The sequence below is a fragment of the Brevundimonas sp. Bb-A genome (genome assembly GCF_009394735.1).
Taxonomy (GTDB): Bacteria; Pseudomonadota; Alphaproteobacteria; order Caulobacterales; family Caulobacteraceae; genus Brevundimonas; species Brevundimonas aurantiaca.
Window position 1 is genome coordinate 429,870 of record NZ_CP045456.1, and the last position, 25,466, is coordinate 455,335.

A 25,466-nucleotide genomic window follows, 5' to 3' on the forward strand; every position below is an offset into this window, starting at 1 on the left:
CCCGCCCACCGGCCGGACGCAAGCGCCCGCCGTCAGCCCTCGCGTCGCCTACCGGCCAGGGCCGCCAGAATCTGCGCCCCCGTATAGGGTTTGAACACGACAGTCTCGGCCGGATCGGCGCGGCGGACCGCCTCGACGTCACCCGACGTCAGCACCACCCGCATGTCCCAGCGTCGTTTCAATCGCTCCGCCAGTCCCCTTCCCGTCGCCCCGTCCGACAGATTGACGTCCAACAGGGCGGCGTCGATGGCGTGCAGCGCCGCGGCCGCCTCAGCCGGCGCCGCGCTGTGGAACGGCCCGACCACCCTGTGCCCGGCCTCGGTCAGAAGCTCGGTCAGGGCGGCCGCCGCTTCGGGGTCGTCCTCGACGACCAGCACCGTCAGGGGCCCCGCTTCTAAGGGGACGGGGGCTTGGGTCGGCGCAGAAGCCGGTTCTGCGACCGGTGGTTCCGAGGCCCGCCCCACCGTCCGGCTGATGACGGCGCGCAGATCGCGCCAGACCTGGGCGGCGGGACGGTCGATCGCTAGGCCGTATCGGGCCGCCAAGGCGTCCAGTTCGCGCCTGTGGCTCGGAGAAAGCTCGCCCCCTCGGTCCGACAAGCGCCGATCAAAGAGGCGGCAAAGCCCCTCCACCTCCTGGTTCCTCAGCGAGGGCGGGGGCGTCGATGCGACGGGGCGGGCGGTTTCAGAAGCGCTAGGCGGCAGGCGGTCGAACATGGCGTCCTTCTCACAGCGGCGTCTCTTCACGCAGCTAACCCCTGACCATGACGTTCGCCACCGCGTTTGACGCCATCGTTATCGAAGGTCACGAAACCGTCGCCGCCCCGACCGTCATGGCGATGATCGACATCGCCCCCTTGGGCGGGCTAAGGACGGCCCCTCTCATTGTCCCAGGATGGTTCCGCCTTGCGTCTGCCCCAGGCCCGTCTCGATCAGGTGCTCGACCGTTTCCATGAGGTGGAGGCCCGGATGGGCGCGGCGACCGACGGGGCCGAGATCGTCCGCCTGTCCAAGGAACACGCCGAGCTGAAGCCTGTCGCCGACGCGGTTCAGGGCCTGGCCCGGCTGCGGGCCGAAATGGCCGATCTGGAGGTGATGGCGTCCGATCCTGAAATGGCCGCCATGGCCCAGGAGGAGCTGCGCGCCCTGACCGAGCGGCTGCCGCAGTTGGAGCGCGACGTGGCCCTGCTGCTGGCCCCGCGCGACGCCGATGAAAACGCCTCGGCCGTGCTGGAGGTCCGCGCCGGCACCGGCGGAGACGAGGCGGCCCTGTTCGCCGGCGACCTGTTCCGCATGTATTCGCGCTATGCCTCCACACGGGGCTGGCGGGTGGAGATCGACAGCGTCTCCGAGGGCGACGCCGGCGGCTACAAGGAAATCGTCGCCACCGTCACCGGCGAAGGCGTCTTCGGCCGACTGAAGTTCGAGAGCGGCGTCCACCGGGTCCAGCGCGTGCCGACCACCGAGGCCGGCGGCCGCATCCACACCTCGGCCGCCACCGTCGCCGTCCTGCCCGAGGTCGAGGACGTCGAGATCGAGATCCGCGACCAGGACATCCGCATCGACACTTTCCGCAGCTCCGGCGCGGGGGGCCAGCACGTCAACAAGACCGACTCGGCCGTGCGGATCACCCACCTGCCGACCGGCATCGTCGTCACCTCGTCCGAAAAGTCCCAGCACGTGAACCGGGACAAGGCGATGAAGAACCTGCGGGTCCGCCTGTACGACATGCAGCGCCAGGCCAAGGATCTGGCCCGCGCCGACTCGCGCAAGTCCCAGGTGGGGTCTGGCGACCGGTCCGAACGGATCCGCACCTACAACTTCCCGCAAGGGCGGGTGACCGACCACCGCATCGGCCTGACCCTGCACAGCCTGCCCCAGGTGTTGGAGGGCGACATCGACCCCCTGCTGGACGCCCTGATCGCCGAGGACCAGGCCGCCCGCCTTGCGGACCTGGAGGCCGAGTTCGGCTAGGCCTGGTTTTCGCCTGGGTCCGCGTCGTCCGCGCCTCCCCTGGGCGCGGGATCGGGCTCGGTTTCTTTAACGATGATCGGGTGCGACCCTGCCGGGACCTTGCCGCCCTTGCCAAATTGTCGTCGCAGCCACGTCCAGGCCGCCCCTATTCAGCCCAGCACGCCGACCGTGGGGAGCCAAAGGACGATCCCGGTGGCGGCGGTGTAGCCGGTAAAGGCGTGGACTGACTGGCGGCGTCCGCTGACGGCCTCAGGCTCCCCGATACGAGAGACATGATCGGTCCAGAGCAGGTACAGCGCCTGGACCGTCCATCCCGCCATGAAGGCGACGACAGCCCAGCCGCTGAGGGCCGCCAGGGCTGCGCCAGAAAGCATGACCAGCACACCGGCCAGAACAATCACGCTATCGCCGAACTGCTCGGCGACGGGAATGGCGACCAGGTCCGACAAGGCCCTTTGCAGACGCCAGTTGAGCCAGGCCTGATACAGAAGCATCAGACCGCCCAAGACGTAGAACACCCCTATCGCGCGCGCCGCCCATTCCATGGCGAGAATAGGGCGCGCCTTTTGGGCGGTTTGTCAGTGCGGAAGAACCCGTAGTCACGCAATGACTCCACCTCTGACGTCGCCAAGACACAAACGTCGATATTCGACACTACGGGCTCGGCCCGACATCAGGCCCAACAAAAAAGGCGGCGAAATCGCCGCCTTTTCAGTTTCTTACAGGTCCAGCAGGGCCCGCTGCGGGTCTTCCAGCAGTTCCTTGATCCGGACCAGGAAGGTCACGGCCTCCTTGCCGTCGACGATGCGGTGGTCATAGCTGAGGGCCAGATACATCATCGGCCGGATCTTGACCTCGCCGTTGATGGCCATCGGACGCTGGACGATGTTGTGCATGCCCAGGATGCCGGACTGCGGCGCGTTCAGGATCGGGGTCGACATCAGCGACCCATAGGTGCCGCCGTTGGTGATGGTGAAGGTGCCGCCTTGCAGCTGGTCCATGGTCAGGGCGCCGTCGCGGGCGGCCTTGCCCAGGGCGCCGATGCCCTTTTCGATACCGGCCAGGCTCAGGGTGTCGGCGTCGCGCAGCACCGGCACCACCAGGCCCTTGTCGGTGCCGACGGCGACGCCGATGTCATAGTGGTTCTTGTAGATGATGTCCGTGCCGTCGATCTCGGCGTTGACTGCGGGGATTTCCTGAAGCGCGGCGACCACCGCCTTGGTGAAGAAGGACATGAAGCCCAGCTTCACCCCGTGGCGCTTCTCGAAGACTTCCTTGTACTGGGCGCGCAAGGCCATGACGTTGGTCATGTCCACCTCGTTGAAGGTGGTCAGCTGGGCGGCCGTATTCTGGGATTCCTTCAGGCGACGGGCGATGGTCTGACGCAGGCGCGTCATCTTCACCCGCTCCTCGCGCGGGGCCAGAGCGCGCGGGGCCGAAGGTGCGGCGGCCGGCGCCGGAGCGGCCGCAGCGGCCCCGATCGCGGCGATGGCGTCGCCCTTGGTGATATTGCCCTTGGGTCCGGTGGCGGAAATCGCCTTGGGATCCAGGTTGTTTTCAGCGACCACGCGCTGGACGGCCGGCGAAAGGGTCTCGTTCTTCACCTGGGCCGAACCGGTATTGGCCGGAGCGGCGACCGGCGCCGGGGCGGCGGCGGCGGGCGCGGCCGCAGCAGCGCCGGAACCCGACACCGAACCGATCTTCTGGCCCGGCGTGACGGTCGCGCCTTCGTCGGCGGCGATGGTCAGGACGCCGTCCGCCGGGGCCGACACCTCGACCGCGACCTTGTCGGTCTCGATCTCGACCAGCAGTTCATCCTTCTTGACCGCCTCGCCGCTCTTCTTGAGCCACTTGCCCATCGAGCCCTCGGCGACGCTTTCGCCCATCACCGGCACGGTGATGTCGATGCTGGAAGCGGCGGCGGCTGCAGCCGCCTTGGCCTCGCCCTTGGCGGCCTTGGCGGGGGCAGCGGCCGGGGCGGCGGCCGCGCCGCCTTCGGTCACCGAACCCAGGACCGTGCCGGGCGCCACGGTGTCGCCCTCGGCGGCGTTGATGGCGCCCAAGACGCCGTCGGCCGGAGCCACGACTTCCAGAGAGACCTTGTCGGTCTCCAGTTCGACGAGCAGTTCGTCCTTCTTGACCGCGTCGCCGACCTTCTTGGTCCATTTCGCGATGGTGGCTTCGGTGACGGATTCACCGAGGGCGGGGGTCAGGATGTCGGCCATGTCGGGTCCAGCTGTCTCTAGGTCTGTCTTAAACGCTTATCAGGCGAAGGCTTCGTTGGTGAAGGCCTCGAGCTCCTTCAGGTGCCGGCTCATCAGGCCGGCGGCCGTGGAGGCCGAGCCGGGCCGTCCGACATAGCGGGCGCGCTTGGCCGCGACGTCCAGCTTGTCCAGCGTCAGCTCCAGCCACGGATCGACGAAGGTCCAGCCGCCCATGTTCTTCGGCTCTTCCTGGCACCAGACCAGTTCGGCCTTCGGGAAGCGGGCCAGTTCCTTGCGCAGCGACTGGATCGGCCACGGATAGAACTGTTCCAGACGCAGGATGTAGACGTCGTCCACCGCCTGGCCTTCCTTCATCTTCTTCTCGCGCACGTCCAGCAGGTCGTAATAGACCTTGCCCGAGCACAGGATCACGCGGCGGATGTCCTTGTCCGCCTTGATCTTGATCCCGGCGACCTCGGGGCGGGTCTGGGCGTCGTCGTGCAGCACGCGGTGGAAGGACGAACCCTCGGCCAGGTCGCGCAGCGGCGAGACCGCCTTCTTGTGCCGCAGCAGCGACTTGGGCGTCATCAGGATCAGCGGCTTGCGGAACGGCCGGTGCATCTGGCGACGCAGGATGTGGAAATAGTTGGCCGGGGTCGTGCAGTTGGCGACCTGGATATTGTCCTCGGCGCAGGCCTGGAGGAAGCGCTCCAGGCGGGCGGAGGAGTGTTCCGGCCCCTGGCCTTCATAGCCGTGCGGCAGCAGCATGGTCAGGCCGCTCATCCGCAGCCACTTGCGTTCCCCGGAGGTGATGAACTGGTCGATCACCACCTGGGCGCCGTTCACGAAGTCGCCGAACTGGCCTTCCCACAGCACCAGGGTGTTCGGGTCGGCCAGCGAATAGCCGTACTCGAAGCCCAGCACCGCCTCTTCCGACAGGGCCGAGTCGATGACCTCGAAATTGGCCTGGCCTTCACGCAGATTGTTCAGCGGCATGTACCGCTCTTCGGTCGTCTGGTCGATGATGCCCGAGTGGCGCTGGGAGAAGGTGCCGCGCACCGAATCCTGTCCGGACAGGCGCACGGGGAAGCCCTCGTCCACCAGTGAGGCGAAGGCCAGGCTCTCGGCCGTGGCCCAGTCCAGGCCCTCGCCGGTCGAGACCGCTTCGCGGCGAGCCTCGATGACCCGCTTCAGCGTCTTGTGCATGTCGACGCTGTTCGGAATGGTGGTCAGGCGCGCGCCCAGGTCCTGAAGCTTGGCCAGGGGCACCGCCGTATCGCCGCGCAGCTCTTCCTTGGCGGCGCCCATGCCCTTCCACTGGCCGTCCAGCCAGTCGGCCTTGTCCGCCTTGAAGGTCTTGCCCGCCTCGAACTGTTCGTCGAGGAATTTCTCGAACCGCTCGATCTCGGCGTCGACCTCGGCCTGGGAAATCACGCCCTCTGCGATCAGGCGCTGCGAATAGAGTTCGCGCGTCGAGGGCTGGGCGCGGATCTTCGAATACATCAGCGGCTGGGTGAAGGTCGGGTCGTCGCCTTCGTTGTGGCCGAACCGGCGATAGCAGAACATGTCCACCACCGCGTCCTTGTGGAACTTCTGGCGGTATTCCGTCGCCACCTTGGCGGCGAAGACGACCGCTTCCGGATCGTCGCCGTTCACGTGGAAGATCGGCGCCTGGACCATCAGGGCGACGTCCGACGGATAGGGCGACGAGCGCGAGTTCCGCGGACTGGTGGTGAAGCCGATCTGGTTGTTGATGACGAAATGCAGGGTGCCGCCGGTGCGGTAGCCCTTCAGCCCCATCAGGGCGAAACATTCGGCCACCACGCCCTGGCCGGCGAAGGCGGCGTCGCCGTGGATCAGCAGGGGCACGACCTTGGAGCGGTCCAGAGCCCATTCGGCCTCGGGCTTGCCGGCGTTGGCCTCTCGGATGTCGAAGGCCTGTTTGGCGCGCGCCTTGCCCAGGACGACCGGGTTGACGATTTCGAGGTGCGACGGGTTGGCGGTCAGCGACAGGTGGACGTGGTTGCCGTCGAACTCTCGGTTCGAGGAGGCGCCCATGTGATATTTGACGTCGCCCGAGCCTTCGATGTCGCTCGGCACGGCCGAGCCGCCCTGGAACTCGTGGAAGATGACCTTGTAGGGCTTGCCCATTACGGCGGCCAGCACGTTCAGGCGGCCGCGGTGGGCCATGCCCAGCACCACCTCGTCGACGCCCAGGTTGCCGCCGCGCTTGATCACCTGCTCCAGGGCCGGGACCATGGCCTCGCCGCCGTCCAGGCCGAACCGCTTGGTGCCGGGGAAGCGTTTGTGCAGGAAGCGCTCGAAGCCCTCCGCCTCGATCAGCTTGTTCAGGATGGCCAGCTTGCCTTCCTTGGTGAAGGCGTTCTGCTCGAACTTGTCCGGCCCCTCGAACCGCTGCTGAAGCCAGGCCTTCTCCTCCGGCTCGGCGATATGCATGTACTGGATGCCGATATTGCCGCAGTAGGTGCGCTTCAGAATGTCCAGCACCTGGCGGATGGTGCCGGTCTGCAGGCCCAGCACGCCGTCCAGGAAGATCGGCCGATCCAGGTCGGCGCCGCTGAAGCCGTAGAATTCCGGCGTCAATTCAGGATTTTCCACCGGCTGTTCGATGCCCAGCGGGTCCAGATTGGCCTGGAGGTGGCCGCGCACGCGATAGCTGCGGATCAGCATCAGGGCGCGGATGGAATCGTGGGCGGCGGCGCGGATCGCCTCGGGCGAGGCCTCGGCCGGCGCGGCCTTGGAGGCTGCGGGCGCCGGGGCGCCGGGCTTCTTGGGATCAGGCTTGGGCGCCGGCCAGCGGCCGTCGAACACGGCGGTCGCCTCGGTCGGCTCGGCGACGGCGGCGCGGCCCCAGCCGCCGGCCTCGGCCGAGGCCTTCACGGCGGCGGCGTTGTCGCGCAGCTGGTCGAAGAAAGCCTTCCATTCCGCCGAGACCGAGCCGGGATCATTGGCCCATTTCTCGTGCAGCTCCTCGATATAGGCCGCGTTGGACCCGTAGAGGAAGGAGGTCTCGGCAAAGACCTGGTTCAGCCGACCCGCATCGTCCGCCATTGTTCTCGTCTATTCCCTGGCCCCTGCGGACACATCTCCGTGAGGGGCGCGCCCGTCATATAGGCCCGCTTTCCTTATGGGTCATGACCGAAACGGGGCAATTCGGTGAGAAATTGGTCGCATGCCGAAAGAAAAACGCCCCCGGCCGAAACCAAGGGCGTCCATTTCTGCGTCACACGGCATTTTGATGCCGCGAAGGCGCTCAAGCAGCGAGCCGCCGCGCGGCGAGCGGAGCGCCCGCGCGCAGCGCGAAGCCTCAGCCCTTCAGCACTTCCACCAGGGTCTTGCCCAGACGGGCCGGCGATTGCGACATGCGGATGCCGGCGGCCTCCATCGCCGCGATCTTGGATTCCGCATCGCCCTTGCCGCCCGAGACGACGGCGCCGGCGTGGCCCATGGTGCGGCCCTTGGGCGCCGTGCGACCGGCGATGAAGCCGGCCATCGGCTTCTTGCGGCCCTTCTTGGCCTCGTCGATCAGGAACTGGGCGGCGTCTTCTTCCGCCCCGCCGCCGATTTCACCGATCATGATGATCGAGGTGGTCTCCGGATCGGCCAGGAACATCTCCAGCACGTCGATGAACTCGGTGCCCTTGACCGGGTCGCCGCCGATGCCCACGGCCGTGGTCTGACCCAGGCCCTCATTGGTGGTCTGGAACACGGCCTCATAGGTCAGGGTGCCCGAACGCGACACGATGCCGACCGAGCCCTTCTTGAAGATATTGCCCGGCATGATGCCGATCTTGCACTCGTCCGGCGTCAGGACGCCCGGGCAGTTGGGGCCCAAGAGGCGCGAGTTGGAGCCTTCCAGCCGGCGCTTGACCTTGACCATGTCCATCACCGGAATGCCCTCGGTGATGCAGGTGATGAAGGGGATTTCGGCGTCGATGGCTTCGATGATGGCGGCGGCGGCGCCCGACGGCGGGACATAGATGACCGAGGCGTCGGCGCCCGTGGCGTCCTTGGCTTCGGCGACCGAGGCGTAGATCGGCAGGGTTTCGCCGTGCGAGCCCGTCCAGTTCGTGCCGCCCTTGGTCGGGTGAACGCCGGCGACCATCTGGGTGCCGTGATAGGCCAGGGCCTGTTCGGTGTGGAAGCCGCCGGTCTTGCCGGTCAGGCCCTGGACGATGATCTTGGTGTCTTTGTTGACGAGGATGGACATGGGGTCTCGCTGGTTGGGTTAGGCGGGAAGGAAGGGGTTTTCGACACGGACCGACCCATAGGTCTGACCGTGATTGAGGTCTTCGGAATAGAGCACCTTGGCGCCCAGCCGTTCGGCGGCGGCGATGATGGTGCCGTCCCAGTAGGAAATCATGTAACGCTGGGCGTTCTCGATACCGCTGCGGACCACCCTGTAGTCGATGGGCTGGAAGGGCTTCTTGGACAACCGAAACACCCACTCCTGCGCCTCCTCCGGAGTCAGAGGGCGCGCACCCTTGCGTTGGACGGTGACATAGAATTCGGCCAGAACCTGACCCGAGGTGCCGAAGCGTCGGGTCAGAAGCTCAAGCGCACGATCGTACTTCGCCGGTTCATCGACAGAACCGAGCGCGGCGTAGATCAGGATGTTGGTGTCCAGGAAGACGTCAGCGCCAGCGATCAAAACGAGGCTCGCCGCTATATGCATCTTCTCTGGCGGGGCGCCAGTCGCCCATCCGGCCTTCGCTTTCGCGGGCCAGCTTCAGCAAGGCTTCGGTCGCCTCGTCGTGTTCCGTTTCTTCCTCGACCAGTCGAGCCAGGAAACCGCGCACCATCTCATTGACGCTGGTCCGCTTCATAGCGGCCAGAACACGCACCTTGTCGAGCAGGGCGTCATCTATGGCGAGGGTGATGTTGCGGGTCATGTTCGCGAGCGGGGCGGCTTACACGGGTTATGTGGAGCACATAGGCCGCGTGGACAGACCAGGCAAGCCCGGTCAGATATTCAGTAACAACCCGAGCCGTCGCAAGATCGCCTGCTGCCAGGGTTTCAGGGCGTAGAGGTCCGCGAACAGGGCGGCTTCCTCACCCGCTTCTCGCGCCTGAACATAGGCCGCCTGCTGGCGGCGGCGACGGCGCCCCATTTCGGCGGTGTCGCCCGCCGCGACGCGCCGGTCCCACTTGGCCCGCCAGGCGTCCAAGCCGATGGCGTCGTGATGCAGCAGCCAGGCCGTGCGCCCCGTCCCGGGATCGCGCGCCCGCGCCGCCTTCAACGGCCGGTCCCCGCGCTTGGACTCATGGATGCAGACCATGACGTCAGGCAGGCCACGCCGCACCGCGTGCTTGCCCATGTGATGCGCCAGAAGACCACGAACGAAGAAGCGCCCGCGTCCCGGATAGATCAGGTCTGCGAACTGGTCCGACAAAGGGCCGTGATAGGGTTTGCGCGCCAGCGTGGCTCCATACTCGCGCGTCAGGTCGTCGCCGGCCCGCCACACCGCCTCGAGCGAGGGGAAGATGACCGCCTCGCGTTCGGCCGCCACGGCGCCGAGCACAGCGGACACGTCGACATCGCCCAGGATCATCTCGTCGATGTCCACGACCAGCAGCCAATCGGAGGCCAGGGTGGAATAGGCCTCGGCATAGACGACCCTCTGGCGATCCTCGACCGCCTGGGGCCGACCACCGCGCGTCGTCCAGAAGGCCGCGTCGCAGACGATAAGATCCTTGGGATCGAGCCCGACCTGGACCGGGTCAGGTGCATCCTCGCCGTCGAAATAGATTCTGATCCGCGCCGGGTGCTTAGCCCGATAATGGTCGGTGAAGGCCGCGAGATGACGCGCGGGCGCCAAAGCCATCGCGACCACTTCGAAATCCGGCAAGGCTCCCTCCCTCCATAGGCGACGACTATGGCGGGGCGTCGCAGCCCTCCGCAACGAGAAACGGCGACGCTGCAAGCAGCGCCGCCGTCAGAGCATCAAAGACGATCTCTTGACGTTTAGCCGACCGCCGCGACGATCTTCTGGGCGGCGTCGTCCAGGTCGTCGGCGGCCTGGATGGTCAGGCCGGACTCGTTCAGGATTTTCTTGCCCAGTTCGGCGTTGGTGCCTTCCAGACGCACGACCAGCGGCACCTTCAGGCCCACTTCCTTCACGGCCGCGACCACGCCCTCGGCGATGACGTCGCACTTCATGATGCCGCCGAAGATGTTGACCAGGATGCCCTGGACGTTCGGGTCGGCGGTGATGATCTTGAAGGCCGCCGCGACCTTCTCCTTGCCGGCGCCGCCGCCGACGTCGCAGAAGTTGGCCGGCTCCTTGCCGTACAGTTTGATGATGTCCATCGTCGCCATGGCCAGGCCGGCGCCGTTGACCATGCAGCCGATGTTGCCGTCCAGCGAGACATAGGCGAGGTCCCACTTGGAGGCTTCGATTTCCTTGGCGTCTTCTTCCGTCTCATCGCGCAGGGCGCGGATGTCCTCGTGGCGGAACAGGGCGTTGCCGTCGAAGCTGACCTTGGCGTCCAGGACGCGCAGATGGCCGTCCTTCATGACGATCAGCGGGTTCACCTCCAGCATGTCCATGTCCTTCTCGACGAAGGCCTTGTACAGGGCGGGGAACAGCGACTTGCCGTCTTCGGCTGCGGCGCCCGTCAGGCCGTAGGCGGCGTTGATGGCGGCGACGTCGGCTTCGGTCACGCCCGTGGCGGGGTCGATGACGATGTTCTGGATCTTCTCGGGCGTGTCGTGGGCGACGGTTTCGATGTCCATGCCGCCCTCGGTCGAGACGACGAAGGCGATGCGGCCATAGGCGCGATCAACCAGCAGCGAGCAATACAGTTCACGATCAATGTCGGCGCCGTCTTCGATATAGAGGCGGTTGACCTGTTTGCCGGCCTCGCCCGTCTGGGCGGTGACCAGGGTGTTGCCCAGCATCTCCTTGGCGTGGGCGACGACTTCCTCGATCGAGAAGGCCAGACGCACGCCGCCCTTGGCGTCGGCCGGCAGTTCCTTGAACTTGCCCTTGCCGCGGCCCCCGGCGTGGATTTGCGACTTCACCACATAGAGCGGGCCAGGCAGTTGCTTGGCGGCGGCCTCGGCCTGATCGGCCGAGGTGATGGGCACGCCTGCGGCGACGGGGGCGCCGAAGCCCTTGAGAACCTGCTTGGCCTGATATTCGTGGATGTTCATGGAGACCGCCGCAATCTTTGCTGGGAAGAGTTTGCGGGGCTTATAGGCCCCGCGCCTTCGCAGGTGCAACCGTCTGATTATGACCCTTTAGTCCACCCAGTCCCGCTTCAGCGTCCGCGAGGCCCCAAACAGCAGAATGGCCGCCAGCACATAGAAGCTCATGCCGGTGTAGATGGCCCACCTCAGGCTCTCCTCTCCGAACCGGGGCGCCAGGAGGTCGCTCATCCAGCCGAAATAGTAGAAGCCGACCGCGATCCCCAGCAGATTGTTGATCAGCAGAAACAGGGCCGAGGCGGTGGAGCGCATGGCCGCCGGGACCAGATGCTGGACCGCCGCCGTGATCGGCCCCAGCCAGGCCAGGTTCAACCCCGTGGGCAGAAGGAAGATCAGGAAGGCCAGGATCAGCTGCTGCGCATGGCTGCCCCCGCCCGGCAGGACGAGGCCGATCAGCCAGGGGGAGTTCATCGCCAGGATGAAACAGGGCGCCGAGATCAGAAAGGCCACGGCCGGGGTCAGGGGATAGGCGCCCTTGCCCTTCTTCGACAGCTTGTCGGCGATCATTCCGCCCAGCCAAATGCCCAGGAGGCCGCCGATCAGGGCGATGCCCGAATAGTACCAGCTGGTCTGGCGCAGGCTCAGGTCGAAACTGCGCATGAAGAAGAGGGGCAACCAGCCGGCGACGCCGTAGCCGCAGACGGACGACGAGGCTGCGCCCAAGGCCAGCAGCCAGAAGCTGGGCTTCTTGATCACCACCGATGCGGTGCGCCGCGCCACCATCAAGGAGGCGCCGATCACCCCAGCCAGCAGGCCGCCGAAGCCGAGCACCAGCGGATTGCCGAGCGACAGACCCAGCAGCCAGTCCAGCCCCCCCAGGACCAGAAGACCGGCGCCCAGGCCCAGCATGATCTGGGCCGCGATCTTGCCCGCCCGATCCGTCCCGACCGGCGAGGCGGCCAGAGCCGCGACCTGGGCTTCGGTCTTCACTGCATCGGTTCCGCCGCGCTTGGGATCCTTGACCGTCAGCCGCAGCAGGGGCGCGACCAGCAGACCCGACAGGCCGACGACGATGAAGGCCGTGCGCCAGCCGTAGGTCGCCGCCAGCAGTCCCCCAACCAGGGTGCCCGCGGCCATGCCCAGCGGAATCCCGAAGGCGAAGGCGGCCAGGGCCCGCGCTCTCTGATGCGGCGGGAAATAGTCGGCGATCAGCGAATAGGCCGGCGCCACCCCGCCCGCTTCGCCCACGCCCACGCCCATCCGGCACAGGAACAGCTGGCCGAACGAGCCGGCTATGCCGCACAGGGCGGTGAAGCCCGACCAGACGGCGAGCGCCCCGGTCATGATCCACACCCGGCTGAACCGGTCGGCCAGCCAGGCCAGGGGAATGGCCAGGGTCGAATAGACCGAGGCGAAGGCGATGCCGCCCAACAGACCGAACTGGCTGTCGGACATGCCGAACTCTTCCTTCAGCGGCGCGGCCAGGATGCCGATGATCTGCCGGTCCAGGAAGTTCAGCATGTAGATCAAGATCAGCACCGCCAGCACATAGTAGCGGTAGCCGGGCCGCTCAGGCCGCTCGGGCCGCGCATCCTGGACCGTCAGCGTCTCCGTCGTCATCGGCGTTTCCCCTCGGCGTCTTGTTGTTCGTTGCGGAGAGCCTAGCCGCAAGTCCGCCCTGTGCAAAATAGGCCTGGCGGAGCGAAAAGGGGCGGCGGCCCGGAGACCGCCGCCCCTCGTCGTCAGGCGTGATGAATGGGGATCAGAACTTCAGACCCAGGGTCGCCGTGACGGTGCGCGGCGGGCCGTAGAAGCCGATGATCGAGTCGCCGGTCAGGGCGCCGGGGAAGGTGTAGCCGCCGACGCGATAGCGTTCGTCGCCCAGGTTCTTGCCGTGGACGCCGAAGGTCAGGCGGTCATCGGACGAGGTCCAGACGATGCTGGCGTCATACATCCAGTAGGCATCCTGATCGAGCAGCGGCGCGGGCGTCTCGAACTGTTGGTAGGCACCGCGATAGGCGATCGACGGGATGAAGGCGATCGACGAGCCGTTCTCCATGACCCAGTTGTAGTTGGCCGAGATCGATCCGGTCCATTCCGGCGTGTTCTGGAAGTCGCGCTGCGACGACACATCGACGAAACAGCCGACAACTGTGGGGCAGGTCGTGTTCAGCGGGCCTGTCGGGATGTAGGCCAGGAACTCGTCGAACTTGGCGTCGATGTAGCTCAGCGAGGCGTTGAACGTCAGGGCGTCGGTGGCGCGCAAGCGGCCTTCGAACTCCCAACCGCGGATCGAGGACGAGCCGACATTGTCCACCACCGAGGCGATCGTCGCGCCGGCCGGATACTGGGTCGTGATCTGCTGGTTCTCGTAGCTGGAATCGAAGATCGCGGTGGCGAAGGTCAGGCGACGATCCAGCAGCGAACCCTTCAGCCCGATCTCGTAGGTCTCGACCGTTTCCGGCGCATAGCCGTTGACGGTGGCGGGATACAGGACCGCATCGCCGCGCATGTCGAAGCCGCCCGATTTGAAGCCCTCGCCCCACGAGGCATAGGCCGTCAGGTCGGGGCCGAACTTGTAGTTGACCGCGATGCGGGGCGTGAACTTCTCGAACTCGCGCGTGCGGGTGTAGTTGGTGCGGGGAGCCTCGCCCAAGAACGGCACGGCAGTCGTATTGCCGAAATAGGGGCTGCGGATACCCAAGTAACGCTGACGGAAGACCGTACCTTCTTTCTCGTCCTTGGTGAAGCGACCGCCGACCGAGACCGACAGGGCGTCGGTGACGTCATAGGAGAAGTCGGCGAAGACGGCGTAGCTCTTGGTCGCCACCGAACCCGAGGTCAGGGTCGTCAGATTGGCCAGACCCACGACGGTGTCGAACGCGCCAGAGGCGTTGGCGTCCATATAGTAGACGCCGGCGACGCCGTTCAGACGGCCCGCGCTGACCAGAACCTGGAATTCCTGGCTGAACTGGTCGTCGTCATAGGCGGCGGGGATGTCGAGGATGGGCTGGGGCAGGTTGTCGAAGTCGATATTGCCGCGCGTCAGGCCTTCACGATAGGCGGTGATCGACTTGAAGGTGAACATGTCGCTCATCTCCCACTCGCCGGTCAGCGACACGCCGCGCGTCTGGACGCGGTTCTTGTCGCCGGCGCCGGCGTTGGTGTCATAGACATCGGCGGGCGACGGGGCGAACTCGCGGTGGCCGTGGCGCGCGTTGGAGTCGTCGTTCACCAGATCGCCGGCCAGACGGAAGAACAGGCTGTCGGTCGGGCTCCACTCCGCGCTGGCGCGGAAGGCGGTCACGTCCTTGTTGTAGTGTTCGTTGCCGGTGTTCAGGTTCTTGCCGTAGCCGTCGCGTAGATAGCGGGCCAAGGCGGCCGAGACCTTGAACTCGTCGCTGAAGGGCAGTTGGGCGCTGGCGATCACGTCGCGCTGGTTATAGCTGCCGTAGGAGGCGCGCAGGCGTCCCTCGGGCTCGTCGGCATTGATGCGGCTGGTCACGTATTTGATGGCGCCGCCGATGGTGTTGCGGCCATAAAGCGTGCCTTGCGGTCCGCGCAGCACCTCGACCCGCTCCACGTCGAAGATGTCCAGAACGGCGGCCTGCGGACGGGCCACATAGACGTCGTCGATATACAGGCCGACGCCGGGATCGAAGCCCCACAGCGGATCCTGCTGGCCCACGCCGCGAATGAAGGAGATAAGGGTCGAGTTCGAGCCCCGCGCGGCGTTCAGCGTCAGGCTGGGCGTCGAGCGCGCCAGTTCGGTGATGTCCAGGGCGCCGCGCGCCTCAAGCTGTTCGCCGGTGACGGCGGTCACGGCGACAGGCACATCCTGCAGGCTTTCCGCGCGGCGGCGCGCGGTGACGACGATGTCGTCGACGGTGGCGGCGTCCTGAGCATTCGCGGCCTGAGCGGTCGCCTCCGCGTCCTGGGCGACCGTGGCCCCCGCCAGCACGCCCCACGCCGCGCCGGCCAGCAGCGCGCACTTCACATGACGATTCATGATCCTTAACCCCTTTGTCGTTTCCAGCCTGGTTGACGCTTTTATTCAGCGTTCAATGATTTTCTTGAACCTGACCCGGTTTCGACCGTCTGTCAAACCCCGGGGCTGCCGCAACGTCGTCATCCGCCCACACGGACCGTGCAGCGTGGCGCCGTTGCACCGGCGCCGGCCCTGGCCTAGAGCCTGATCCGTTGAGGAGGAACCGCTTCGCGGTTCCGCTGAAACGGTGAATCAGGCTCCAGATTAAAGCGAGAGCATGATTCCCGCTTCTGTCGGAACCGCAAAGCGGTTCCGTCCGAAACGATCATGCTCTAGCGTCGCCGCATGAGCCAGATCCCCGCCGCGCCCCGTCCCGTCGCCGCCGCCCGGCGCAAGACGGCCGCGCCGGATGCGACGCCTGCGCGGCGCGGCCGTCCGCCCAAGGCCCAGGCCAAGGCGGCGGGTGAAACCCGCGACCTGATCTTGGATGCGGCCGAGGATCTGTTTTCCAAACACGGCTTCTACGGCGTCACCATCCGCGAGGTGGCGCGCGAGGCCGGCGTCGACACCGCCCTGGTCCACTATTATTTCGGAGCCAAGCGAGACCTGTTCGACGCGGTCTTTCTGCGTCGCGCCGAGGTCTGGAACAATGAACGGGTCGCCGCCATCAACCGTTACGCCGCCCAGGCTGAGGAGACCGGTCAGCCCATGACGCTGGAGGGGCTGCTGGAAGCCTTTCTGCGACCGCCGTTCGAATGGTCGCTCAAGGGCGGGCCGGGTTGGAAACACTATTCCGCCCTGGTGGCCCAGACCAACGCCAACCCGACCTTCGGCGGCGAAACCATGGCCCGGTATTTCGACCCGGCCATCCGGCGGCTGATCGAACTGATCGCCCAGGTCCTGCCCGAGGCCAGCGAGGTCGATCTCTACTGGGGCTATCACAATCTGTCGGGCGCCCTGACCCTGACCCTGGGCGAGACCGGACGTCTGGACCGACTGTCGGGCGGTCGCGCCCGATCCGGGGATCTTCAGACGGCCGGCGACTATATGGTCCGGTTCGCGGCGGCCGGCTTTCGCGCCGTGGCGGGGCTGTCGCCTTCTAGCTGAAGAAGACCGCCCACATCAGCCGGCCCGGCAGGAAGGTCAGAAGGCCCGCCACGATCAGTCCTCCGACGAACATGGAGGTCATGGCCCGCCGATGGGCCTGCACCCTATGGCGGCGGGCGGCGTAGACCGCCATGGGCAGGCCGACCACCGTCCAACCGCTGAGCAGATGGATCAAGGACAGGCCCGCAGGCCCGCCGGGATTGATGGCGTGAATGAAGAAGGAGCTGATCGCCGTCGTTCCCATGGCCAGCACCCAGGCCCAGCCCAGCGTCCGGTGCAGCCGCGTGCCCTTTATCCCCGCGAGCAGCACGGTCCCGATCCCCAGGGCCGTCAGGGCGGCCGCCACATGGACCTGGATCGCCGTCGGCGCCGCAGCCAAGAGGTCCAGCTTCGGCGCGTGCGGACGAAAGCCCAGCCGTGCGATCTGACCATCGTCTCGTGTCAGATAGAAGAGGATCGGAACGCCGAGCAGGAGAAGACCGGCGGCGGACGGCAGATGACGGGCGAGGCGGGACATGGGACGAAGGCTCCGGGAAAACTCGCCCCCTTCCTGACGGGGCTGCGATCGCCGCGCACCCGCCTCTGCGCGAACGACCACATCGACTTCGCGAACGTCCGCCCCCTTCCGCCCTGAAGGAAATCATGGTTTCAGATCGGCCTTGGAAGACAGAAGGCCCTCATGACGTCACCCGCCGCCGACCGCCGTCGAACCTTTCTGCGCGGGCTTGTCGTGGCTGTCCTGGTCGGCGTCTTCCTGGCCTCGACCGGCGCCTTCGGCAGCGCCGGCGCGCCCTATCTGGAACGTCTGGCCTATTGGGTTCTGGTGATGATCCTGGGCGGCCTTTGGGGCCACCTGTGCAGCGGTTTGGTCACGCGCTTCATCGACGTGGACGACCGGCCGTGGCTGACGGTCGGCCTGATGACGGCAGTCATCACCGGCCCGCTGAGCCTGATCGTCTGGGCCGCGACGGGCCTCTTCTTCGCCCAGCGGCTTTACCCGCTGTCCGCCCTGCCCCAGCTGTTCGGCCCGGTCCTGATCGTCACCCTGGCGGTGACGACGGTCAATGTCTTCCTGGGCCGCGCCCAGCCGGTTCAGACCCACGCCGCGCCCTCCAGCCAGCCGACCCGTCCGGCGCGCTTTCTGGATCGCCTGCCGCCCAGGCTGAAGGGCGCGACCCTCTACGCCGTTCAGGCCGAGGACCACTATCTGCGCCTTCACACCGATCGCGGCTCGGACCTGATCCTGATGCGCCTGTCCGACGCGGTCGAAGAGTTGGAGGGACTGGAAGGCGCCCGCACCCACCGCAGCTGGTGGGTGGCCCGTTCGGCCGTGCGCGGCGTCGAACGCGGCGACGGCCGCGCCACCCTGACCTTGGAGGGCGGGCTGAACGTCCCGGTCAGCCGCCGCTACGCCCGCACCCTGCGCGAAGCCGACTGGTGGTGAGGCGGGCGTCTGGCGCCTATGGCGGAAGCCGGCTTCAGGGGGCCGGCTCCGCCTCCAGAGCCGCCACCGAAGCGGCGCAGCCGGTCAGGGTGTCGTCGCCGATCTCGACCTTGGCCGTCAGCGGATAGGTGCGATCGCTCATGCCGTCCGAACATTCGGTAGCGATCAGGACGACGTTGAGCGCTTCGTTCAGATCGGTCGAGGTGGCGTAGGTGGCGACCGTACCCTGCACCGTGGCGCCCCGGTTCGGCGCATGCTGCGCCGGTTGATCCACACGGGTATAGGTCAGGCCGTCCGGCGTGATTTCGACGCTCCAGAAGGGTTCGGTTCCGAGAGCGCGCACCGGCTTGCCCAGATCGACGCCCGCCAGGACGGGGGCCGGCTCGGGCGGCGGCGCCGCCTCCGGCGTCTGATCCTTGCGGTCATAACAGCCGCCCACCAGGGTCAGGACGGCCGCCGTCAGGGCGGGGGCGATCGGACGCATGCACAGCCTCTTTTTGATTCGCCCCGCAAGTGTGGGCGACATCCTCTTCGGTCAAGGGCGGCGGCTGAGTTATGGTGCGGGAATGTCGATTCGCCTGACCGCATACGAGTTCTTCGCCGGCGGCGGTTTGGCCGGCCTGGGCCTGAACGGGGCCAATCCCGGCGGCGTCTCGGGAATAGAGACCGTCTTCGCCAATGACATGGACCGGGCCAAGGCGGCCGCCTTCACGGCCAATCATCCACGGGTCCCCTTCCATCTCGGCGACGTCTGGGACCTGACGACGGCGGACCTGCCCGGCGCGCCGGACCTGGCCTGGGCTTCGTCCCCCTGCCAGGACGTCAGCCTGGCGGGTGGGCGCGGCGGGCTGACGGCGGGGCGGTCCGGCGCCTTCTGGGGTTTCTGGCGTCTGATCGAGGGCTTGTCGCGCGAGGGACGCGCGCCCGGGATCATCGTTCTGGAGAATGTAATCGGTCTGTTGACCTCGGGCGCAGCGCAGGGCGAGGACTTCGCCGCCGTCTGCACGGCCATGGCGGCCGGCGGCTGGCGGATCGGGGCCTTGGAGATGGACGCCGCCCACTGGCTGCCCCAGTCGCGCCCGCGTCTGTTCGTCGTCGCCATGGCCGAAGAGATTGCTGCGGCGGCGCCGCAGACGCGCGCGCCGAACGGGCCTTTCCACTCGTCCCGGCTGATCGCGGCTGAGGCCCGTCTGCCGCAGGCGGCGCGTGACGCCTGGACCTGGTGGAGCCTGCCGGTCCCCTCGCGCCGCAATCTTGATCTCGACGCCCTGCTCGAACCGGACGAGACCGCCGTCTGGCTCGACGACGGCGAGGCGATCCTGGCCCTGGCCGCTCCGCTGCACCGCGCCCGGCTGGAGGCGGCGATCGCCTCGGGCCGGCGCACGGTCGGCGCGGCCTATCGCCGGGTTCGCCGAGAAAACGGCCGCAAGGTCCAGCGGCTCGAAATCCGGTTCGACGGCCTGGCGGGCTGCCTCAGAACGCCGGCCGGCGGTTCGTCGCGCCAATATGTCGTCGTCTGCGACGGGGGACGCGCCCGGGTGCGGCGGCTGACCGGCCGCGAAGCGGCGCGCCTGATGGGCGTGTCGGACGACTATCTGTTGCCGCCCAGCCAGAGCGCGGCCCTGAAGCTGATGGGCGACGCCGTCGCCGTGCCGGTGGTGCGCGCCCTGGCGGAGGGACTGCTGAAGCCCGCGCTTTCGGCGCGGCGGGCGGCGGCCTGAGGCGTCAGGTCGCCCAAGACCTCAGCGCTGGACCCACTGGCCCTGGGCGTTTCGATACCATTGGCCGGCCGGTATCCGGGGCAGAAGCTGGCTCTGGAACATCCGGGCCCCGGCCACGTCGGGGGTGGCGCCCGCCTCGGCGGCGCTGCGGGCGTAGGCGGCGCGGCGGCCGGCGTTGGTCGCTTCGACGGCCGCGCGCAGATCGGCGTCGGCGCTTGAGGTGCGGAAGCCCAGATAGCCGTCCGCCTGTTCACCCACGACCCCGGCGGCCTTGGCCTGATCGATCATGGCCTTCTGGGCGCTGGTCTGAGCCAGGGCGGCGCCGGCCATGGAGACGGCGGCGGCGACGGCGCCGACGGCGATAAATCTGCGAAAGCTCATGTCAGCCTGTCCTTTCAGGAAAAAGCGAGGCGATCAGAAGAGGTTGGGGTTCTGTTGCAGCAGCTGCTGCAACTCTTGATCCAGCCGGACGCGCACGTCTGCGTCCAATTTGGCGTAGATCTGGATGGGCGCAACCTCCAGACGGACCGTCGGGGCGCAGGCGGCGACGGCGGCGGCGGCGGCTCCGAGGCCCAGTCCGGCCAACTGGCGCTTGGTGATCATGGCTTAGACTCCGGCTCGATCAGGTTTGAAGATGCAATAGCACGGCTGCGCGTGAACGGTCTCTGAATGGCCGGGCTCACGGCGCCGCCTCTTCCTGCTGCCCTTGGCGGGCGCGATTCACCGCCAGCAGATCCGAGAACAGCTGATTGGCGTTCAGGGTCGTATCCAGCGTCAGGTCGATCTGGGTGCCGGACGGCAGGGGCAGTTCCCGCTTGAGGAATTCGCGACTGATCAACTCCGCCAGAGTCAGACGCAGTTCCTGACGCTGGGGCGGCGCGTGCCGGCCGCGAATACGGAACAGGACCGACAGCCGCCCGCCGTCCAGACTGTTCACATCGGCGCTGAGCACGTCGAAGGCCAGGTTCTCCATCGCCTGATAGGCCAGATCCTCGACCATGTTCGGCGGCACCTCCGATCCGCCTCCGCCGGCGTCCACGTCGGTCAGAACCTCGCGCTTGATCGACAGCCGTCCCGGCTGGACCGCCGCCAGGGTCCCGTTGCGGATCGTCAAGCCGGTCTTGGGATCCATGGTGAAGGGCAGACGGCCCGAGACCACCGCATCCAGCACCACCTTGTCGTCGAAACCGGTGTCGGCCACCACATCGCCCAGTTGGACCCGGTCCAGCACCACCACCCCGTCATAGGGCTGGGCGGCGTCCAGCGGCACGACGAACGGCTCCACCGAGACGACTCCGCCGCCGGCCTGAACCGAGCCTGCGGAGATCTTGATCCCGGCCGCGTCGACGGCGAAGGTCAGGTCCAGATCCGTCGCCTCCGTCCCCACGGCCAGACTGTCGACCGTCAGCTTCTGATCCGGCGCGGTGATCAGCGGCGTCAGGCTGGTGAAGACGATGTCGCCCTTGACGCCCTTGACCGCCCCGGCCGGGCTGACGAAGTCCAGCCCCGGCACGCTCAGACGCCCGCTCGACGTCGGTTCGGCGGTCTTGGTCCAGTCGAACCGGCCCTCGAAGGCGACCGAACCGGTCGCCGGCGACTGCACCAGGTCCGCGACCAGGGGCGTCAGCATGGCCGGTTGCAGGCCGCCCTCGACGAAGGTCACCGGGGGAACCGAAATCTGGAGGCCGCCGGCGCCGCTGCGGCCGTCGTGGATCAAGGTCAACCGCCCCAAGGCGGCCCCTGCCGCCTTGCCGGTCCCTTCCAGGTCGAAACCGCCGCGCCACACCTCCTCGGCCAGCCGCACCTGTCCGACGGCGGCGAGCGGTTCGAACCGCTTCGGGGTCAGGGCGTCCGCCGCCCGCGCCTGGGTCACCGTCGCCGTCAGCCCCACGCCGGAGGATGCGCCGTCCACCGTCACCCGACCGGCGGCCCCTTCGAACCGCATGCCCAGGAAGGGCGCCTGGGCCGAAAGGCGATCAAAGCCGCCGACGACGCGCCAGACCCCCTCCTTGGCGCTGAGCAAGGGCGCGTCCGTGGGACAGAGGGCGCCGGCGACTTCATGGACGTCGTTCTCGTCCAGCTCCAGCCGTTCGACCGTCAGATCCGCACATTCGGGGGTGGTGTAGGTGATCCGTCCGTCCGCAAGGGCCAGAAGCCCCCGCGTCCGGGCGTCGATCCCGCGCGCCACGTCGAAATCCAGTCGCGCACGGCCGTCCATTTGAGCCTCGAAGCCGGCGTCGGTCAGCCGCCACTGCGGCACGTCCACCTCCATTTCCGGCAGTCCCCGTCCCCGCGTCGCCGTCAACCTCAGCGCGCCGCCGCCCAGCCGTCCCGGCTCGGCGGCGTAGGCGGTCTGGCCCGCGGGCTGCGACAGGGTCAACACGCCGCCGTTGGCGGGCTTGGCCGTGACCGGTCGCAGGACGCTGGCCTCCGTCCCGGCCGACCCTGTGACCAGGCGAACCGCCGGGGCGTTCAGGGCGAAACCGCCCAACGCCCGCTTCATCTCGGCCAGTTCGGCGATGTCGTCGGGCCCGACCGGCCCGAACAGGGGCCAGGCGCCGTCCGCCGACCGGATCGCGCCCTGGGCGACGATGCGGACCGCCTCGTCCTTGACGACGTCCAGGCTCAGATCGGCGGTCCCACGCCTTAACGTCAGGTCGCCCCAGCCGATACGGTCGAAACCGGCCTTGACCGGCCCGGTCGCCTCGAAAGCCGCGTCGCGCCCGCCCAACGTCAAGGCTCCGGAACGGATCGAAAGACCGCGCGTCTCGACCCCGCCCGCCGCGCCGGCCTCCGCGGTCAGGACCAGCGGCGTCTCCAGCCCCCAGCCCAGGGCGTCTGCGCGCTTGACCTCAAGGCGTCCGCCTTCGGCTCGGACCCGCGCCTGCGTCGCCTTCAGGCCGGGGCCGTCCACGGCCGCCGCCGTCAAGGCCAGGCCGGTCTCGCCGTCCAGCTGGAAGTCTTCGATCCATCCGGCGGTTCGACCGTCGAACCGGGCCTGGATCTCTGCATCACGCGCCTGGGTCGCCCCCAGGCCGAGAACCTCGCCCGTCAAACGCGCATGGAGGCGCGCGCGGCCATCGCCGCGTCGCGTCTTCAAATCCCGATAGGGCAGGTCCCCGTCCAGGCTCAGCAGGGCGCGACGCCCGCTCAGGCCGGCGCCGACGAAACGCTCGGCCTCACCCCGCAACCTTAATTTCACCCGGTCGCCGGTCGTCGTCAGATCGATCGCAGCGGCGAACCCCTGGGCCTGAACCTCGCCGCTTTGAAGCGCGGTCGCCGGAACCGCCGCCTTCAGCCGCATCAGCTTGCCGTCGTCCACCCGCGCATCGCCCAGAATCCGCACGGCGCCGTAGTCCGTCTCCAACAGCGCCCGGCCGTCTTCGACGATGACCTGGGGCGCGCGCGCATCCGGACGCGGCGGGCCGCCCGTGAAGGATTTGATCACCGGGTCCAGCGATCCGAACGCCAGCTTCCCGTCCTTCCAACTGGCGCGCATCACCGGCCTGACCAGTCGAACGCGGCTGGGCGTCACTCCCAGCCCCGTCTTCGACCAGGGCCAGGCCACGGCGTAGTCCACCTCGACCCGCTCGACCGTCACGTCCGGATTTTTGGGATCGCCGATGCGGATACGCCCGACGAAGCCGTCCAGCTCGATCCGCTCGACCTCGACCTCCGCCTGGACCCCGCGCCGGTCCAGCCAACCCACCAGGACCTCGCGCGCCGCCGCTCGACGATTCAGATAAAGCGCCGCCAGCAGGAGGGCGACGACCAGCACCCCAACGCCGGCGACGCGGCCGAGCCGACGCAGCGGATCGTTCCGCCGGGACGGCGGACGCGACCGGTCGGATGGCGTCGTCGTATCGGTCAAACGTCCAGACCGGAAAGCGAAAGAACCATTTTCCAGACCGCCATCGCTGCCCCCGATGAAGATTTACGCCCCAAGCGTCGCCTTGAAGACGCGCGTCCGCAACGTCCGTTCTCATCTTCCGTTGCAGCCAAGCGGGGCGACAAGAGGGCAACCTATGGAACGGGGGCAGGACGACTACGCACCCTTACGGGCTTGAGCCGTCTCTTAACGCCTTGTAAGCAACCGCCTTCCCAAAGTGGAACAGGCGAGGTATAGGCCTAGCCTTCGCATTTTCAGGAATGCGGCGCAGTTTGGTGACTATGGTTTGACGCCTCTGGCGTTGCAGCACGACGAGACCGATGGCTCAGTTCGACCCTCGCCGACAGCCGATGCGCCTCGCCCCGCACGCTCTGACCGCCGCCGCCGCGGTCTCGGTGGCGCTTCTGGCCGGCAGAGTCTATCAACCCGCCAGGGCTGAAGAAGTTCCCGTCCCCTCCTCGGCCCAGATGGCCGCCATGGAGGTTCAGGCCTTCGCCGCCGCCAATGCTCCGGCCGGCATGACCGCCCCGGAGGCCGTTCCCGTCCAGATCCGTCGCGGCGAAACCTTTGAAGAGGCCGTGCGCCGCACCGGCGTCGCCCCGGAAGAGGCCAGCGCCGTCGCCGCCACCGTCGCCAACGCCTTCGACCTGTCCGACCTGCGCGCCGGCCTTCGTTTCGAGACCGCCATCGCCAAGCCGCGCGACGGCCGAGGCGACGCCCGCCTGATCGGCCTGACCATGCGAACCGGCCCGGCCAGCCAGCTGACGGTGTCGCGCAGCTTCGACGGCGCCCTGCGCCTGCGCTCGCTTGAGGAAAAGGTCACCCACGAGACCGTGGTGCTGAAGGGGGACGTCGAACGCTCCCTGTCCGCCAGCGCCCGCGAACTGGGCGCCACCGCCTCCATCGTCCGCGCCGCCAGCCGACTGTTCGCCACCAAGTTCGACATGCAACGCGACATCCGCGCCTCGGACGAGTTCACCATGGTCTTCGACCGGGACGTGACCGAGGCCGGCCGCACCGTCGCCGTGGGCGATCTGGTCTATGCCGAACTGCGCGGCGTGACCTTCTATCGCTTCAAGCCGGCCGGCGCCAAAGAGGCGCAGTTCTTCGACGCCTCGGGCAAGAACCTGCGCTCGGCCATGATGCGCACCCCGCTGCAGAACTTCCGACGCGTGTCCTCGGGCTTCGGCTTCCGGACCCATCCGATTTCCGGCTATCGCAAGATGCACCAGGGCATCGACTTCGCCGCCGGCACCGGGACGCCGGTCGTCGCCCCCGCCGACGGCGTGGTGGTCGAGGCGCGCCGCTGGGGCGGCTACGGCAACTGGCTGCGCATTCGCCACAACAACGGTCTGGAAAGCGGCTACGGCCACCTGTCCCGCTACGGGGCCGGCATCCGCGCCGGCCAGCGGGTCAGCCAGGGCCAGATCGTCGCCTATGTCGGCTCGACCGGCGCCTCCACCGGTCCGCACCTTCACTACGAAATTTGGCGCAACGGACAACGGATCAATCCGGCCGGCGTCAAAACCCAGGAGGGCACCGAACTGTCCGGCGCCGACCTGGCCGCCTTCCGCGCCGAAAAAGCTCGGATCGACCGCATCATCGCCTCCGGCGGCCAAAAACGCCCCGCCCTCCAGCAAGCCTCCGCCAACGGTCTGCGCGCCGCCCAAGGCTGAGTCTCAGCTGAGATCTAGACGTCGCTGGGCGCTTGGCGCTGCCCCGAGCCTCTCAGAATCCTACTGCATCGCCATGCCGAGGCGGGGCATACGGCCTGCATCGTCTACCACGAGGCTTGGCTGTTAGATGAATTCCGTCTCGACCGTTGCGCGTCTGGCGCCGGCAGGCTCCAAGAGGGCGATCAACCGCAGAGCGCCAAACAAAGGAAAATGGCGCACCCGAAGAGATTCGAACTCCTGACCCCCAGATTCGTAGTCTGGTGCTCTATCCAGCTGAGCTACGGGTGCGTCTG

General features: G+C 67.6%; 21 protein-coding genes and 1 tRNA gene. 5 read left to right on the plus strand and 17 right to left on the minus strand.

Annotation, left to right across the window (positions count from 1 at the left end):
- Nucleotides 1-32: 32 nt before the first annotated feature.
- Nucleotides 33-716, minus strand: a complete 684-nt coding sequence (locus BSP_RS02205; protein WP_152951032.1) for a response regulator — start codon at nucleotides 714-716, stop codon at nucleotides 33-35.
- A 189-nt stretch (nucleotides 717-905) separates the two neighbouring features.
- Between BSP_RS02205 and prfA the strand changes: the two genes are divergently transcribed.
- The gene (gene prfA, locus BSP_RS02210) at nucleotides 906-1,973 is read left to right on the plus strand and encodes a peptide chain release factor 1 (RefSeq protein WP_152949163.1); all 1,068 of its coding nucleotides are present in this window, start codon (nucleotides 906-908) and stop codon (nucleotides 1,971-1,973) included.
- 149 nt (nucleotides 1,974-2,122) lie between these two features.
- On the opposite strand, the gene BSP_RS02215 is transcribed toward prfA, so the two are convergent.
- The 10 genes from BSP_RS02215 to BSP_RS02260 all read right to left on the minus strand — a co-directional run bounded on the left by BSP_RS02215 (nucleotide 2,123) and on the right by BSP_RS02260 (nucleotide 15,357).
- Entirely contained in the window at nucleotides 2,123-2,518 is a 396-nt protein-coding gene (locus tag BSP_RS02215) for a hypothetical protein (RefSeq protein WP_152949164.1), read from the minus strand.
- 174 nt (nucleotides 2,519-2,692) lie between these two features.
- Entirely contained in the window at nucleotides 2,693-4,198 is a 1,506-nt protein-coding gene (gene odhB / locus BSP_RS02220; RefSeq protein ID WP_152949165.1) for a 2-oxoglutarate dehydrogenase complex dihydrolipoyllysine-residue succinyltransferase, read from the minus strand.
- 39 nt (nucleotides 4,199-4,237) lie between these two features.
- Entirely contained in the window at nucleotides 4,238-7,249 is a 3,012-nt protein-coding gene (locus BSP_RS02225) for a 2-oxoglutarate dehydrogenase E1 component (RefSeq protein ID WP_054764267.1), read from the minus strand.
- 256 nt (nucleotides 7,250-7,505) lie between these two features.
- Nucleotides 7,506-8,408: a succinate--CoA ligase subunit alpha gene (gene sucD / locus BSP_RS02230; RefSeq protein ID WP_054764268.1), complete on the minus strand. Its 903-nt coding sequence runs from the start codon at nucleotides 8,406-8,408 to the stop codon at nucleotides 7,506-7,508.
- Nucleotides 8,409-8,426: 18 nt separating this feature from the next.
- Complete coding sequence (locus BSP_RS02235; protein WP_082382563.1) at nucleotides 8,427-8,849, minus strand: PIN domain-containing protein; 423 nt, start codon at nucleotides 8,847-8,849, stop codon at nucleotides 8,427-8,429.
- Complete coding sequence (locus tag BSP_RS02240) at nucleotides 8,833-9,090, minus strand: ribbon-helix-helix protein, CopG family (RefSeq protein WP_054764270.1); 258 nt, start codon at nucleotides 9,088-9,090, stop codon at nucleotides 8,833-8,835. Before BSP_RS02240 ends, BSP_RS02235 begins: the two co-directional genes overlap by 17 nt.
- A gap of 72 nt (nucleotides 9,091-9,162) precedes the next feature.
- Entirely contained in the window at nucleotides 9,163-10,047 is an 885-nt protein-coding gene (locus BSP_RS02245; RefSeq protein ID WP_152949166.1) for a hypothetical protein, read from the minus strand.
- 116 nt (nucleotides 10,048-10,163) lie between these two features.
- Nucleotides 10,164-11,354 (minus strand): ADP-forming succinate--CoA ligase subunit beta, encoded by a 1,191-nt coding sequence (gene sucC, locus BSP_RS02250; RefSeq protein ID WP_152949167.1) that lies wholly within the window; start codon nucleotides 11,352-11,354, stop codon nucleotides 10,164-10,166.
- Between the two features lie 87 nt (nucleotides 11,355-11,441).
- Nucleotides 11,442-12,968, minus strand: a complete 1,527-nt coding sequence (locus BSP_RS02255) for an MFS transporter (protein ID WP_054764272.1) — start codon at nucleotides 12,966-12,968, stop codon at nucleotides 11,442-11,444.
- A gap of 142 nt (nucleotides 12,969-13,110) precedes the next feature.
- On the minus strand, nucleotides 13,111-15,357 hold the full coding sequence (locus BSP_RS02260; RefSeq protein ID WP_054764273.1) for a TonB-dependent receptor: 2,247 nt from the start codon (nucleotides 15,355-15,357) through the stop codon (nucleotides 13,111-13,113).
- Nucleotides 15,358-15,681: 324 nt separating this feature from the next.
- Here BSP_RS02260 and BSP_RS02265 point away from each other — a divergent pair, with 324 nt between their 5' ends.
- Nucleotides 15,682-16,443: a TetR/AcrR family transcriptional regulator gene (locus BSP_RS02265; protein WP_054764274.1), complete on the plus strand. Its 762-nt coding sequence runs from the start codon at nucleotides 15,682-15,684 to the stop codon at nucleotides 16,441-16,443.
- On the opposite strand, the gene BSP_RS02270 is transcribed toward BSP_RS02265, so the two are convergent.
- Nucleotides 16,436-16,960: a DUF2306 domain-containing protein gene (locus BSP_RS02270; RefSeq protein WP_054764275.1), complete on the minus strand. Its 525-nt coding sequence runs from the start codon at nucleotides 16,958-16,960 to the stop codon at nucleotides 16,436-16,438. The genes BSP_RS02265 and BSP_RS02270 overlap by 8 nt on opposite strands.
- Before the next feature lie 162 nt (nucleotides 16,961-17,122).
- On the opposite strand from BSP_RS02270, the gene BSP_RS02275 reads away from it, so the two are divergent.
- Nucleotides 17,123-17,887 carry a LytTR family DNA-binding domain-containing protein gene (locus tag BSP_RS02275; protein ID WP_054764276.1) on the plus strand — a complete coding sequence of 255 codons (765 nt, stop codon included), beginning with the start codon at nucleotides 17,123-17,125 and terminating at the stop codon, nucleotides 17,885-17,887.
- 34 nt (nucleotides 17,888-17,921) lie between these two features.
- Here BSP_RS02275 and BSP_RS02280 read toward each other — a convergent pair whose 3' ends face one another.
- Entirely contained in the window at nucleotides 17,922-18,371 is a 450-nt protein-coding gene (locus tag BSP_RS02280) for a COG3650 family protein (RefSeq protein ID WP_054764277.1), read from the minus strand.
- A gap of 82 nt (nucleotides 18,372-18,453) precedes the next feature.
- On the opposite strand from BSP_RS02280, the gene BSP_RS02285 reads away from it, so the two are divergent.
- Entirely contained in the window at nucleotides 18,454-19,608 is a 1,155-nt protein-coding gene (locus BSP_RS02285; RefSeq protein ID WP_054764278.1) for a DNA cytosine methyltransferase, read from the plus strand.
- A gap of 21 nt (nucleotides 19,609-19,629) precedes the next feature.
- Here the strand turns inward: BSP_RS02285 and BSP_RS02290 are convergent, their stop codons facing one another.
- From BSP_RS02290 to BSP_RS02300, 3 genes are all read right to left on the minus strand, one after another.
- Complete coding sequence (locus BSP_RS02290; protein ID WP_054764279.1) at nucleotides 19,630-19,989, minus strand: DUF1318 domain-containing protein; 360 nt, start codon at nucleotides 19,987-19,989, stop codon at nucleotides 19,630-19,632.
- A gap of 33 nt (nucleotides 19,990-20,022) precedes the next feature.
- Nucleotides 20,023-20,211: a YnbE family lipoprotein gene (locus BSP_RS02295; protein ID WP_054764280.1), complete on the minus strand. Its 189-nt coding sequence runs from the start codon at nucleotides 20,209-20,211 to the stop codon at nucleotides 20,023-20,025.
- 76 nt (nucleotides 20,212-20,287) lie between these two features.
- Nucleotides 20,288-23,479, minus strand: a complete 3,192-nt coding sequence (locus BSP_RS02300; protein WP_152949168.1) for a YdbH domain-containing protein — start codon at nucleotides 23,477-23,479, stop codon at nucleotides 20,288-20,290.
- A 338-nt stretch (nucleotides 23,480-23,817) separates the two neighbouring features.
- On the opposite strand from BSP_RS02300, the gene BSP_RS02305 reads away from it, so the two are divergent.
- Nucleotides 23,818-25,173: a M23 family metallopeptidase gene (locus tag BSP_RS02305; RefSeq protein ID WP_054764281.1), complete on the plus strand. Its 1,356-nt coding sequence runs from the start codon at nucleotides 23,818-23,820 to the stop codon at nucleotides 25,171-25,173.
- Between the two features lie 211 nt (nucleotides 25,174-25,384).
- Here the strand turns inward: BSP_RS02305 and BSP_RS02310 are convergent.
- Nucleotides 25,385-25,461, minus strand: a tRNA-Arg gene (locus tag BSP_RS02310).
- Between the last annotated feature and the right edge of the window lie 5 nt (nucleotides 25,462-25,466).

Bases quoted from the DNA above. Each gene is read 5' to 3' on its own strand.
- sucD (WP_054764268.1), bottom strand. From the start codon at position 8,408: ATGTCCATCCTCGTCAACAAAGACACCAAGATCATCGTCCAGGGCCTG.
- BSP_RS02285 (WP_054764278.1), top strand. From the start codon at position 18,454: ATGTCGATTCGCCTGACCGCATACGAGTTCTTCGCCGGCGGCGGTTTG.
- BSP_RS02280 (WP_054764277.1), bottom strand. From the start codon at position 18,371: ATGCGTCCGATCGCCCCCGCCCTGACGGCGGCCGTCCTGACCCTGGTG.
- BSP_RS02265 (WP_054764274.1), top strand. From the start codon at position 15,682: ATGAGCCAGATCCCCGCCGCGCCCCGTCCCGTCGCCGCCGCCCGGCGC.
- BSP_RS02290 (WP_054764279.1), bottom strand. From the start codon at position 19,989: ATGAGCTTTCGCAGATTTATCGCCGTCGGCGCCGTCGCCGCCGCCGTC.
- BSP_RS02255 (WP_054764272.1), bottom strand. From the start codon at position 12,968: ATGACGACGGAGACGCTGACGGTCCAGGATGCGCGGCCCGAGCGGCCT.
- BSP_RS02260 (WP_054764273.1), bottom strand. From the start codon at position 15,357: ATGAATCGTCATGTGAAGTGCGCGCTGCTGGCCGGCGCGGCGTGGGGC.
- BSP_RS02225 (WP_054764267.1), bottom strand. From the start codon at position 7,249: ATGGCGGACGATGCGGGTCGGCTGAACCAGGTCTTTGCCGAGACCTCC.
- BSP_RS02205 (WP_152951032.1), bottom strand. From the start codon at position 716: ATGTTCGACCGCCTGCCGCCTAGCGCTTCTGAAACCGCCCGCCCCGTC.
- BSP_RS02270 (WP_054764275.1), bottom strand. From the start codon at position 16,960: ATGTCCCGCCTCGCCCGTCATCTGCCGTCCGCCGCCGGTCTTCTCCTG.
- odhB (WP_152949165.1), bottom strand. From the start codon at position 4,198: ATGGCCGACATCCTGACCCCCGCCCTCGGTGAATCCGTCACCGAAGCC.
- BSP_RS02305 (WP_054764281.1), top strand. From the start codon at position 23,818: ATGGCTCAGTTCGACCCTCGCCGACAGCCGATGCGCCTCGCCCCGCAC.
- BSP_RS02240 (WP_054764270.1), bottom strand. From the start codon at position 9,090: ATGACCCGCAACATCACCCTCGCCATAGATGACGCCCTGCTCGACAAG.
- BSP_RS02215 (WP_152949164.1), bottom strand. From the start codon at position 2,518: ATGGAATGGGCGGCGCGCGCGATAGGGGTGTTCTACGTCTTGGGCGGT.
- BSP_RS02275 (WP_054764276.1), top strand. From the start codon at position 17,123: ATGACGTCACCCGCCGCCGACCGCCGTCGAACCTTTCTGCGCGGGCTT.
- BSP_RS02295 (WP_054764280.1), bottom strand. From the start codon at position 20,211: ATGATCACCAAGCGCCAGTTGGCCGGACTGGGCCTCGGAGCCGCCGCC.
- sucC (WP_152949167.1), bottom strand. From the start codon at position 11,354: ATGAACATCCACGAATATCAGGCCAAGCAGGTTCTCAAGGGCTTCGGC.